The organism is Allomuricauda ruestringensis DSM 13258 (genome assembly GCF_000224085.1).
Taxonomy (GTDB): domain Bacteria; phylum Bacteroidota; class Bacteroidia; order Flavobacteriales; family Flavobacteriaceae; genus Flagellimonas; species Flagellimonas ruestringensis.
In genome coordinates, this window is record NC_015945.1 from 2,516,015 (window position 1) to 2,528,737 (window position 12,723).

General features: G+C 42.3%; 8 protein-coding genes. 4 read left to right on the forward strand and 4 right to left on the reverse strand.

The genetic code is table 11. The annotated features are described in order from the left end of the window. Window positions 1-32: 32 nt before the first annotated feature. Both MURRU_RS11350 and tsaD read right to left on the reverse strand, forming a co-directional pair. The gene (locus tag MURRU_RS11350) at window positions 33-740 is read right to left on the reverse strand and encodes a 16S rRNA (uracil(1498)-N(3))-methyltransferase (RefSeq protein ID WP_014033610.1); all 708 of its coding nucleotides are present in this window, start codon (window positions 738-740) and stop codon (window positions 33-35) included. Between the two features lie 137 nt (window positions 741-877). Continuing rightward, window positions 878-1,906, reverse strand: coding sequence for a tRNA (adenosine(37)-N6)-threonylcarbamoyltransferase complex transferase subunit TsaD (gene tsaD, locus MURRU_RS11355; protein WP_014033611.1), 1,029 nt, complete (start codon window positions 1,904-1,906; stop codon window positions 878-880). 72 nt (window positions 1,907-1,978) lie between these two features. On the opposite strand from tsaD, the gene MURRU_RS11360 reads away from it, so the two are divergent. The 4 genes from MURRU_RS11360 to MURRU_RS11375 all read left to right on the forward strand — a co-directional run bounded on the left by MURRU_RS11360 (window position 1,979) and on the right by MURRU_RS11375 (window position 9,511). Beyond that, entirely contained in the window at window positions 1,979-6,430 is a 4,452-nt protein-coding gene (locus tag MURRU_RS11360) for a translocation/assembly module TamB domain-containing protein (protein WP_014033612.1), read from the forward strand. A gap of 144 nt (window positions 6,431-6,574) precedes the next feature. Beyond that, a complete protein-coding gene (gene pfkA / locus MURRU_RS11365; protein ID WP_014033613.1) occupies window positions 6,575-7,561 on the forward strand; it encodes a 6-phosphofructokinase in 987 nt (328 codons plus the stop codon). A 22-nt stretch (window positions 7,562-7,583) separates the two neighbouring features. Then, entirely contained in the window at window positions 7,584-8,585 is a 1,002-nt protein-coding gene (gap, locus tag MURRU_RS11370; RefSeq protein ID WP_014033614.1) for a type I glyceraldehyde-3-phosphate dehydrogenase, read from the forward strand. A gap of 74 nt (window positions 8,586-8,659) precedes the next feature. Further along, on the forward strand, window positions 8,660-9,511 hold the full coding sequence (locus MURRU_RS11375) for a hypothetical protein (RefSeq protein WP_014033615.1): 852 nt from the start codon (window positions 8,660-8,662) through the stop codon (window positions 9,509-9,511). Here the strand turns inward: MURRU_RS11375 and MURRU_RS11380 are convergent. Then, window positions 9,504-9,884 carry a RidA family protein gene (locus MURRU_RS11380; protein ID WP_014033616.1) on the reverse strand — a complete coding sequence of 127 codons (381 nt, stop codon included), beginning with the start codon at window positions 9,882-9,884 and terminating at the stop codon, window positions 9,504-9,506. The genes MURRU_RS11375 and MURRU_RS11380 overlap by 8 nt on opposite strands. A gap of 47 nt (window positions 9,885-9,931) precedes the next feature. After that, on the reverse strand, window positions 9,932-12,625 hold the full coding sequence (locus MURRU_RS11385; RefSeq protein WP_014033617.1) for a putative LPS assembly protein LptD: 2,694 nt from the start codon (window positions 12,623-12,625) through the stop codon (window positions 9,932-9,934). Window positions 12,626-12,723 lie beyond the last annotated feature (98 nt).

Here is a 12,723-nt window from a genome sequence, read left to right on the forward strand (position 1 = left end):
TATTCATTTGTAAAAAATAAAGTGCGGCCCTATTAGTTGTTGATCATGGCAACTGTTGTGCAGGCCACAATGGCCGCTGTCTCGGTACGGAGTCGATTTCTTCCCAAGGCAATGGGGATATATCCCTTTTCTTTGGCCAGGTCAATTTCTTCTTTGGAGAAATCACCTTCGGGTCCAATAAGTATTGTAACATCGTTGTCGGCGATCACTCTTCGTTTTAACTCCATTTTCTCTCCATTTTGGCAATGTGCAATAAATTTTAGGCCAACGGTAGTATCGGATTCCAAGAAATCCCTGCAGGATATTGGTGGGTTGATTTGTGGTAAAACTGTTTGCAAAGATTGTTTCATGGCAGCTTGCAATACACGCTCCATTCGTTCCAGTTTAATGGTTTTTCGTTCGGAGTGGTCGCAAATGATCGGGGTAATCTCATCCACACCTATTTCTGTGGCTTTTTCCAAGAACCATTCATATCGGTCATTCATTTTTGTAGGGGCTACCACCAAGTGCAGTTTATATCTTTTTGGAATTGATTTACGCTGCGAAGTAATACGTGCCCTGCATCTTTTTTGGTCCGGTTCCAAGATTTCAGCTTCGAACAAATATCCTTTACCATTGGTGATGTGTACAATGTCTCCTTCGGATTTTCGCAAGACCCGGACAATGTGTTTGCTTTCATCGGGTGGAAAAATAAACTGCTTGGCACTATTGTCCAACGATGGATTGTAGAAAAGCTGCATAGTTAAAGTTTAAATCCCTCATTGAGGGTTTGATTCCCCGACGTTCTAGGTCGAAATGAATTATTTTTTTTCGTTTGAATATCTCGCGGGCCTGCCTTTGTCGGCCAGACAGGCTTGCCCCGAGGTAGTTGATTTAATTAGCTGCCAATGGCGTAACGTGCCTTGGCGGCAATACTTTGGTCCGTGAACACTCCCCTTTCAAACTTAAGGTAACCAACAATACCGATCATGGCGGCGTTGTCCGTGCAATACTCAAATTTAGGAATAAAGGTTTGCCAGCCCAACTTTTCCTCGGCATCCTTAAGTCTGCCCCGAATACCGGAATTGGCCGCTACTCCACCACCGATGGCAATTTGCCTTATACCAGTCTGGTCAACAGCCAATTGCAGCTTTTCCATTAATATCTCCAGAATGGTGAATTGCACCGAAGCACAAATATCATTCATGTTTTCGGAAACAAAATCTGGGTTCTTTTGGGTCTCTCGTTGTAAAAAATAGAGAATACTGGTCTTTAGTCCACTGAAACTGAAGTTGAGCCCATCAACCTTTGGTTTTGGAAAGGTAAAAGTATCTGGATTGCCCAGTCTTGCATATTTATCAATCAATGGACCACCAGGGTAGGGCAGTCCCATCAATTTGGCACTTTTGTCAAAGGCTTCGCCCACGGCATCGTCCAAGGTTTGGCCCAAGACTTCCATGGTAAAGTAATCCGTGACCTTAACAATTTGGGTATGTCCTCCACTAATGGTCATCGCCAAAAACGGAAATCTTGGGGAAGTCTGGTCCTTATCCTCAATAAAATGGGCGAGAATGTGAGCTTCCATGTGGTTTACCTCGATCAAGGGTATGTCCAGACCCAGCGCCAAAGATTTGGCAAAAGAGGTGCCCACCAGCAGGGATCCCATAAGTCCGGGGCCTCGTGTAAATGCTATGGCAGATAGCTGTTTTTTGTCGATATTTGCCTTGGCCAAGGCTTGGTGTACCACGGGAACAATATTTTGTTGATGTGCCCTTGAGGCCAATTCTGGGACAACACCCCCATATTCCTTGTGAATTTCTTGTGTAGCTACCACATTGCTCAGTACTTTTGTATTGCAAAGTACGGCAGCAGAGGTATCATCGCAGGATGATTCGATCGCAAGAATATATTTTTTTAGATTTTCCACTCGTTTTGGAACAAAAATTGGTCGTCAAAGGTAAAACATAAAAACCCTATCAAAAAACTTCGTAAAATACTGTTGCGTTTCCTTTTGGCCATTATCCTTATTCTGGTATTGGGCTCTTTGGTATTATCCTTACCTGCGGTACAGACCAAGTTGGGAAAATACGCTACGGATTCTTTAAATGAGGAGTTTGGCACTAATATCCAAATTGAACGGATAAGCATGTCCCTGTTCAACATGAATGCAGGGATAAAGGGCATTTATGTGGAAGACTACAAGAAGGATACACTAATTTACATTCACAAACTGACCACATCCATTTTAAACTTGCGCAATATGGTCAATAATAAGATGGAGTTTGGCGATATGGAATTGGACGGTCTTACTTTTAATTTAAAGACCTACGAAGGGGAAACGGATACCAATTTGGATGTGTTTGTGGACAAATTGGATGACGGTAAGCCCAGAGACCCGGGAACCCCTCCATTTTTTATGTCTTCTGATGAGATTGAGATACATGGCGGGAAATTTAGATTGGTTGATGAGAACTTGGAAAAACCAGAGGTGCTGAATTTCTCGGAAATTGAAGTTTTGGCACACGATTTTCAGATTCTTGGGCCGGATGTTTCCTTAAAAATAGACGATCTTTCCACCTTGGCAAAACGGGGAATACGCCTTAAGAAATTGGCAGCCGAATTTAAATACACCAAGCAACAAATGCGCTTTGATTCCTTGCTGATCGATACCGAGCAATCCGAGCTAAAAGGTAATTTGGTGTTCAATTATGAGCGGGATGACCTGGCCAATTTTGTTGATTTGGTGAAGATTGATGCCAATTTCACGGAATCTTCCGTAGCCCTAAACGAGATAAATGCTTTTTACGATGAATTTGGTCAGGACAAAACGGTGACCTTTACCGGGGACTTTAGTGGTGTGCTCAACCAGCTTCAGGTTGATAATTTGTTCCTTTTTACCGATAATACAGGTATTCGGGGTGACTTTAGGTTCGATAATATTTTTAGCGAGCAGGCTCCCTTTGTACTACGTGGAGATATAGATAATCTTACCTCCAGTTATTATCAATTAAGAAGCATTTTGCCCAAAATATTGGGCAGGAACATTCCGGAATCCGTTCAAAAATTGGGTCAGTTTACAGTGCGTGGAGATACGGAGATTACAGAAACCTCAATAGATGTAACCGTTAATTTGAACACCGCCGTGGGTGATAGCTACGTGGATCTTCAAATGACCAATGTGCAGACCATAGAAGATGCTTCTTACATTGGTTTTATTTCTTTGATCGATTTTGATATCGGGGAATTTTTAGATAATGATGACCTTGGGCTTGCCTCTATGGATATGAATGTTGAAGGAAAGGGATTTGTAGCGGAGAGCTTGAATACCGAGGTTTCAGGGGACATCTACAAATTTGAATTCAACAATTATGAGTATAATAAAATAAAGGTTTCCGGTATACTCAGCAACGAACTTTTTGATGGTGTGCTTTTGTGCAACGACGATAACTTTAGGTTCGATTTTCAGGGATTGGCCAATTTTGGGGCCCGGGAGAACAAATTCAACTTTGTGGCCGCTGTAGATTATGCCGACCTTAAGGAATTGAACTTTATCAACGATAGCATTTCCATATTTAAAGGGCATGTGGATATGGATATTGAAGGCAACAATCTCGATGATATGGCAGGACAGTTGCGTTTTTCCAATACCACCTATCAAAATGCGAACGATACATACTATTTCGAGGATTTCAATGTAACCTCTTCCTTTGATCGGGATACCATACGAACCGTGGAGATCAACTCACCGGATATCATCACAGGATATATGCGAGGGAATTTCAAGGTAAACGAATTGGGACCATTGATCCAGAATTCCATCGGAAGCATCTATACCAATTACCAACCTTTTGAGATTTCGGGCGGGCAACATCTCGACTTCAATTTTAAGATTTACAATAAGATTGTTGATGTGTTTGTTCCAGAAATAGCTTTCGATGCCAATACTTATATCCGAGGAGCCATAAAGGCGGACCAAAGTGATTTTAAGCTCACCTTTAAATCGCCCAGTATCGAGGCCTTTGGAAACAAGTTTGATAATATAGAGTTGAAGATAGACAACAAAAACCCATTGTTCAACACCTTTGTTTCCGTGGAGGACATGTCTACGGTGTATTATGATATCAAAGATTTTAACCTGATCAATACCACCTTAAAAGACACCCTTTTCTTTAGAACCGAGTTTAAGGGAGGAAGCGAGTATAACGATAGCTATAACCTGAACTTTTACCACACCTTTAACGAAAACAACAGATCGGTCATTGGACTGAAAAAATCGGACATTAGTTTTAAAGGGAACACTTGGGTGCTCAACAAAGAAGGGAACAATAAGAACAAAGTGATCTTTAACAGCTCTTTGGACAGCATCAGGATAGAGGATGTGGTCATGGACAACAATAACCAAGAGCAGATTCGATTAAGGGGAGAGTTTGCCGATTCCACCTATAAAGATTTGGACCTACAGTTTAAATTGGTGTCCTTAAGCAAGATCGCTCCGGCGATCGATAGCCTAAAACTGGGTGGGAAAGTGGATGGTTTTCTCAATATTTTACAGAAAGATGGAAAGTATCTGCCCACTTCAAGTTTAAATATCCAAAACTTTAGTATCAATAAAATGCACATGGGCGATTTGGAAGTCGGGATTTATGGCAACAACGACCTTACCGAGTTTGGTGTGAGCACTTGGCTCAATGATAAAGGAAAAGAACTCATGAGCATAAATGGCAAGGTCACAAACATAAACAATAAGCAAGAACTGGATTTGGTTGCTGACTTTACCGATTTTGCCCTAGAGCCCTTCAACCCTTTGGGAGAGGGTATAATTTCAAATATTAGGGGAAAGGTCAGTGGAAATGCCACCATCACCGGTAATGTGGAAAACCCCGCTATTAATGGAGTACTCAGCTTAAATGAAGCAGGCATTGGAATCCCCTATCTCAATGTGGATTATGATTTTGCGCCATATTCCCAAGTACGGCTGTTCGACCAGACCTTTTATTTTGAAAATGTGGAGCTGTCCGATATAGAAGAGGGGACCACCGCAACCTTGGACGGAACCATAAGCCACACCGGTTTTGACGATTGGTACCTTGGGTTGGATGTGGATACCAAGAACGATCGTTTTATGATTTTGAACACCGAATACGATGAGGAATCTTTGTACTACGGAACAGGTTTCATTAATGGAACGGGAAGTATCTATGGTCCGACCGATGCCTTGACCATTACAGTGGATGCTACTACAGCGCGAGGCTCTTCACTTAAAATTCCTTTGAGCGATGTGACTAGCGTAGGGGACTATTCATTTATCAATTTTTTGGAAAAAGGGCAATCCAAATCCTTTGAGGAAGAACGGGTATTGGATGAATACCAAGGTTTGGAAATGGCCTTTGACCTTGCTGTTACCCCCGAGGCAGAAGTGGAGATTGTAGTGGACCGATCCACAGGGAGTTCCTTAAAGGGAACAGGGGAAGGCATTTTGTTGATAGAGATCAATACCAATGGAAAGTTTAATATGTACGGGGATTTTGTTGTGGTGTCCGGGGAATACAATTTTAAATACGGAGGCGTCATAGATAAAAAGTTCAAGGTACGTCCCGGAGGTACCATTCTGTGGGAGCAGGACCCCTTGGCCGCACAATTGAACTTGGAAGCGGTATATTCCCTTAATGCCAACCCTGCGCCGCTTTTGGACAATGCGGGGTATACGGGAAGAATACCCACCGAAGTTGTTATAAGGTTGGATGGGGAACTGGAAAGTCCCAACATCAATTTTGGAATCGATTTTCCAGGTACAACCTCTGTGGTGCAGTCCGAACTGGAGTATCGCTTGCAAGATCCGACCATTAAGGAAAGGAACGCCTTCTTTTTGTTGGCACAAGGAACTTTTGTGAACCCACAATCGGGAGGGATCAACCAACAGGCCGTTACCGGAAACCTGATTCAGACCGCCTCTGGGCTGTTCAACCAAATTTTATCGAGCAACAACGACAAACTTAACTTTGGGGTATCTTACGAACAAGGCTACAACGATCCCAACGCCGACATTGCCACAGAGGACAGGATAGGGGTGACGGTCTCCACACAGTTGTCCGACCGTATTTTGGTCAACGGAAGAGTAGGGGTTCCGGTAGGCGGAGTTTCGGAAACGGTAGTTGCCGGCGATGTTGAGGTACAGGTATTGTTGAATGATGAGGGAACGCTCAGTGCCAAAATATTTAACAGGGAAAACCAGGTACAGCAGTTTTTGGCCGAAAGACAAGGATATACACAAGGAGTGGGGCTATCTTACCAAGTGGACTTTAATAGTTTTCGGGAGTTGATGCGAAAAGTGTTCAACAAGCAAGAAAAGGCAGAAGTGGAACAAAAACCTACACCCCGAAAACAGCCCGCACAGGTCATGGGAAAAGACAGTTTGATTCGTTTTTCGGAAAAGCCTGTTAATCACCCCTAATCAGCGCAATAAAATTTATATTTTTTAGGGTTTTTGTATTAATTTATTACGAAAACGTTTGAGAAAACCCGTTAAAACAAATAAATTATTAAGGTATTCAAAATTTGAATAAAGTTTCCTAGCTTTGACCTCTTAAAAATTTGAATGGCTTCAGAAATAAAAAAAATAGGAGTTTTTACGTCTGGCGGAGACTCTCCTGGAATGAATGCCGCAATTCGTTCCGTTGTCCGTACTTGTGCATATTTAAAAATTGAGTGTGTAGGCATTTACAGAGGATACCAAGGAATGATGGAAGGTGATTTTAAGACCTTGGATGCACGTAGTGTAAACAACATTATCAATAAGGGAGGGACCATTTTAAAATCTGCTCGCTGCGAGGAATTTAGGACCAAGGAAGGAAGGAAGAAAGCTTACGACCAACTGACCAAAGAGGGCATTGATGCCTTTGTAGTCATTGGGGGCAATGGAAGTTTTACAGGTGCGCTTTTGTTCAACGAGGAATATAAATTTCCTGTAATAGGAATCCCGGGAACCATTGATAACGATATTTTGGGATCTTCCTACACCATAGGTTTTGATACCGCGATCAATACAGTGGTGGATGCCATTGACAAGATTCGTGATACCGCAAGTTCCCACAACCGTTTGTTCTTTGTTGAGGTAATGGGCAGGGACGTAGGGCATATTGCCCTTAATGCCGGTGTGGGCGCTGGTGCTGAGGAAATTTTAATTCCCGAGCAGAATCTAGGACTTGAGCGTTTGTTGGATTCCCTAAAACGAAGTAAAGCTTCAGGGAAATCATCCAGTATCGTAATTGTTGCCGAAGGGGATAAAATTGGTAAGAACGTTTTTGAACTAAAAGAATACGTGGAAGAGCATTTGCCCATTTATGACGTTAGGGTGTCCGTACTTGGACACATGCAGCGAGGAGGCAACCCAACTTGCTTTGACCGTGTTTTGGCCAGTAGAATGGGCGTTAAGGCCGTAGAGAGCATATTGGAAGGCAAATCAAACCTAATGGTAGGTATCAAGGATACCAAATTGGTGCTTACACCTTTGGCCGAGGCCATAAAAGCACATACAGAAATCGACGAAGAGCTCATTAGAGTTTCGGATATAATGACAACTTAATTTAAACACAAAAAAGAAGAACATGTCAAATTTAAAAATAGGAATCAACGGATTCGGTAGAATTGGAAGGTTGGTATTCAGAGCAACCGCGAGCAGGAACAATGTAGATGTAGTTGCAATCAACGATTTGTTGGATGTTGAGCATCTTGCATACCTATTGGAGTACGATTCGGTACACGGTAGGTTCGATGGAACTGTCGAAGTGAAGGATGGTAATCTAGTGGTCAATGGAAAAACGATCAGGGTTACCGCTGAGCGCGACCCAAAAAACTTGAAGTGGGACGAAGCAGGAGCGGAAATCGTAGCTGAATGTACAGGAATCTTCACAACCTTGGATATGGCACAGAGCCACATTGATGGAGGAGCCAAAAAAGTTGTTATCTCTGCACCTTCCAAAGATGCTCCAATGTTTGTAATGGGAGTAAACCACAAAGATGTAAAAGCTACGGATACCATCATTTCAAACGCTTCCTGTACTACCAACTGTTTGGCGCCCATCGCCAAAGTTTTGGATGATGCATTTGGTATCGATGAAGGTTTGATGACCACTGTACACGCTACCACAGCTACACAGTTAACTGTGGATGGTCCTTCAAAAAAGGATTACAGAGGAGGTAGAAGTGCCCTTTTGAACATTATTCCAGCTGCTACAGGAGCTGCAAAAGCGGTTACCAAGGTAATTCCATCTTTGGAAGGTAAGCTTACCGGTATGGCGTTCAGGGTTCCAACTGCTGATGTTTCCGTAGTGGATTTGACCGTTCGTTTGGCAAAGGAAACTTCTTACGAAGGCATCAAAAAGGCCATGAAGGAAGCTTCTGAAGGTGAATTATCGGGAATTTTGGGTTATACCAATGAATTGGTAGTGTCGCAAGATTTTGTAGGTGATGTAAGAACCTCCATTTTTGATGCAGATGCTGGAATCGAGTTGAATTCCAAATTCTTCAAAGTGGTTTCTTGGTACGATAACGAAACCGGATATTCCAACAAATTGGTTGATTTGGCCCTGCACGCAGCAAGCCTATAATTTTTTATCTCAATAATTTTTTATCCTGAAGGGGGGATTCCTCTCTTCAGGATTTCAATATAAAATCTCGACGTATGGTTTTGATTGTGGATAGTGGTGCCACTAAATCCGATTGGATTGCCTTGGATGATAATGGGAAACAATTGTTTGTTACCCAAACGTTGGGCCTTAGCCCAGAAGTGCTGACCAAAGAAGTAATAGAGGATAGGTTGGCCAATAATTTTGAACTTTCCAAAAACAAGGAAAAAGTACGTCAGTTGTATTTTTATGGTGCCGGTTGTGGTACCGATAGAATGAAAATTTTTTTGAAATCCATCTTCAAGGATTTCTTTCCCAATGCCAAAGCAGAGGTTAGGGAAGATACTTATGCCGCTATTTATTCCACCACTAAAATTGGCAAACAGGGTATTGTTTGTATTTTGGGAACCGGTTCCAATTGTAGTTATTATGATGGTCACCAGCTGATTCAGAAAGTAACATCACTTGGTTACATTTTAATGGACGATGGCAGTGGGAACTTCTTTGGAAGAAAATTGATTCGGGATTACTATTTCCATAAAATGCCACAGGATCTTGGGATAAAGTTTGCCAAGGAATTCGATTTGGATGCCGATGTCATTAAAGATCATCTGTACAAGCAACCCAATCCAAACACTTATTTGGCCACTTTTGCACGTTTTATCATTGAAAACAAGGAACACCCTTATTGCAAGGGAGTAATTGAAAAGGGACTACAGCAGTTCGTAAACAATTACATCATGCAATACGAGCTGGCCACCAAGGTACCCGTTAGCTTTGTGGGGAGTATAGCTCACTTCTTAAGAGATGAGCTGAAGGCCTGTATGGAGCGCAACGATTTGATCTTGGGTGTCATCCGACGTAGACCTATCGAGGGTCTTGTGGAGTTTCACCAAGATACTATTTAACGGCAATCATCGATATTTCAACATTGACAAACTTAGGAAGGTTTGCAACTTCCACAGTTTCCCTTGCAGGGGCGGTATCTGCATCAAAATAAGTTCCATAAACGTCATTGATCTGGGCGAATTGGTTCATATCCTTAATAAAAATTGAGGATTTGATCACATGCTCAAAAGTCATCCCTGCTTCGGCGAGAATGGCTTTTAAATTTTCCATGGATTGTTTGGTCTCTGCCTTTATATCGCCTTCAACCAATTCTCCCGTTGTGGGATTAATAGGAATTTGCCCGGATATGTACAGCGTATCTTTTATGAGCACTGCTTGGTTGTACGGCCCTATAGGTGCCGGTGCTTTTGAAGTGTTTATTATTTTTTTCATGAGAATGTTTTATGTTTTGGTTCAAGGTAAAAAATATCGAGCTAAAGTTATCGCTGACTTCTGTTTTCCCATTTGATATCGCTCAATAGGGAACTCTTTATCCCAATAAAGAAGTACCAACGCTCATATCTACCAAAAGGTGTCCAGTCAAAACTTAGTCTAAAACTGCCAAGGTCGCGTTTAAAGGCGAATCGTGTATCGGCAAAACCTTTATTCTTTAAATCGTACCCAGAGTTAAAACCTACTTCCCATTTAGGTGAAAGTTGAATATTCCCCGAGAACATTAAAGAGTGGTTGGTGATTTCACTCTGTCGGTTACTATTGTTGTAAGAGGCGACATAAGTAAACCGAGCGTCCCAAGGTAGTTTGTTATTGTATATGGGCGTGTTTTCATTAGCATTGGCATTGTTCCGCCTATTGCTTCCTCGATCAAAATTGGAACGATCCCCCCGTACATCATCCATGGCAAAAGGGTTGTCACTAAAATCCGATTGCTTCTCCTCGTCACTCTTCTCCTTTGCGCCCCCTTTTTGGAACATTTCACTGTTAAGCGAAAAACTGGTATTTATCCTAGCAGAGGTCAATCTTGCAATGCCCCCACCATTTTTTATATTGAGGGTATTTATTCTTCGTCCGTTGTTGTCAATGGCATACGGGTCAAAAGTGGCGGCGAAATTTATAGGTACATTTTTTATGATTTCTGTGGCACCGCTCATACTTACCGGGCTAAGCTTTAAGGAATCCGCCTCTAGGTTATAACTTGCAGAAAACGAAAGATTGCTCAAGATTTTCACTTTTCTGGGTTCGGTGGCCGTGGAATCTTTGTCCCTGACCTTGGCCTCAAGGGAGTTCTGAAGGGAAAAGCTCAAAGAGCTTCCTTTGTTCAGGGAGGGTCTTCCGTAGATGCTGGTCTCGAACGGAGTGTACTGAACCTCTTCGCCATCCCCATCGGTATAGGATTCGTAGAACTGCTCAAAGGAAGGTGTGTAGCTATAACTGATCGATGGGCGCATAACGTGCCGTAACGCCTGTATCTTTTTATCCTCACCCAAGTTCCATGTACCGTACATTGTTGTACCTATGCTGGTTCCAAAACTATATCGGTTAAAACGGTCGAAGCCCGAAATGGTATCGGTTACCACCTCTTCCAATTCGGCATCATATTGTCGCCTAATTGTTTTCATGGACCAGACATCCTCGTAGTTACCATTTAAACTTACACTAAGGTATTTGGCCAGTTTAAAATTGGTTGCAATAGGTATTCTGTGCCTTGCCCCGATTTTGGCATCATCGAACATGCCGCTTTTGAAGAAGTTTTCCTCTGTTGTTGTAATGCTGTTCTGCGCATTGACATCATACTGAAGATTGATGTTTTCAAAAACCCCTTTTTTGATTTCATCCCGTTTTACAAAAGGATAGATTCGCTCCATACTTGCCTGAAAGGTCGGCAGGGACATATTAATGGTCCGTTCCTCCGACCGTGTGTTTTGGGTATGGCTCACCGTTAAACTTGTATTTACTGATGGATAGGCCGGAAATGTTTTGGAGTAGCTTATGGATGATGCAAAGGTGTTTGTTTGAGAATTGTTCCGGTTTACTTGGTTAAGGGAGTTCGTGTAATATTGACTGGACCCTAAGTTAACAGATGCGGAAAAACGCGAATTGGGGCTGGCCTTGGAGTCTTGGGAGTGCGATATCCTAATGTTATAGTTGCTGGTTCGGCTGTAATCGTCAAAACCTTTCTGACTGGTGACCAAGTTTTCGTAACTGATGTTTATATTGCCCTTGAACTTATAGCGCTTGGTGTAAATGGAACTTCCCTGCAGACCATAGCTGCCGTTCGTGTAATAATCCCCCGTAATACTTAAGTCCACATAATCACTTATAGGCAGGTAATATCCACCATTTTGGATAAAATATCCTCTTCGTGGGTCGTTGCCAAAGGTAGGGAACAATATTCCGGCCACTCTACCTGTGGTCAGGGGAAAGTAAGCAAAGGGCAGGGCAACAGGTGTGGGTACATCCATAATGTACATATTGCTGTACCCAGCGATAATTTTCTTTTTGGGAACAAATTTGGCTTTTCGTACCCTAATATAATAATCGGGGTTTACCGTATCGTTGGAAGTGGTCAGTTTACCCTCGTTTAAAAAGTAAACCGAATCGTTCTCTTTTTTGGTCTTTTCGGCATAGACCTTCATGGCGTCGCTTCCCAATTGTCCCAAACCTGCCTGTTGCTCGGTTCTGGAATTCCAGATCAGGGCCTTTTGGGTATCAAAATTAAAACGGATGGAATCTGGCCTTACCTCGTTGTCCCCTTGCTTAAAAAAGGGCAATTGCGAGTAATTGCCCAACGAATCCTTCATGCGTCCGGCATAGACCTCGTTTTTTACATAGTCCATTACAATAACACCGGCTTTTAGCTCGGTATCCTGATAATAGATTTCCGCTTCGTCGTACAGGTAAATTTTATTGTCCTTTTGGCTAAGTTTTACATAGTCTTTAGCCTTATATTTGATTTTGTCCAAAAGCAAAGGCTGCTTTTTGGGAACGGTATCTGTTGCAACGGAATCCGTCTTTATTGAATCGTTCAAGATGTTCGGAGGCAACAAAGGAGCAGTGATGGTGTCTTTGGAAACTTTGATGGGCAAAGGTGTGATAAGGTCTTCTTGAGCACTTAAGGTAACTGTGCCACAAAGAAGAACAAATAGGAAAAGTAAAAGATGTTTATTTGGTTGCAACGTGATAAATCCTATTTTTGTGCTAGTTTGGCCCAGTTTTTGGCCTCAAACTTACATATATTTTTTGTTCTACTTATTGGTGATTACGATATTTTTAA

What these genes read in the sequence shown, in the direction of transcription:
- MURRU_RS11350 (WP_014033610.1), bottom strand. Translation starts at nt 740, where the DNA reads ATGCAGCTTTTCTACAATCCATCGTTGGACAATAGTGCCAAGCAGTTT.
- pfkA (WP_014033613.1), top strand. Translation starts at nt 6,575, where the DNA reads ATGGCTTCAGAAATAAAAAAAATAGGAGTTTTTACGTCTGGCGGAGAC.
- gap (WP_014033614.1), top strand. Translation starts at nt 7,584, where the DNA reads ATGTCAAATTTAAAAATAGGAATCAACGGATTCGGTAGAATTGGAAGG.
- MURRU_RS11375 (WP_014033615.1), top strand. Translation starts at nt 8,660, where the DNA reads ATGGTTTTGATTGTGGATAGTGGTGCCACTAAATCCGATTGGATTGCC.
- MURRU_RS11380 (WP_014033616.1), bottom strand. Translation starts at nt 9,884, where the DNA reads ATGAAAAAAATAATAAACACTTCAAAAGCACCGGCACCTATAGGGCCG.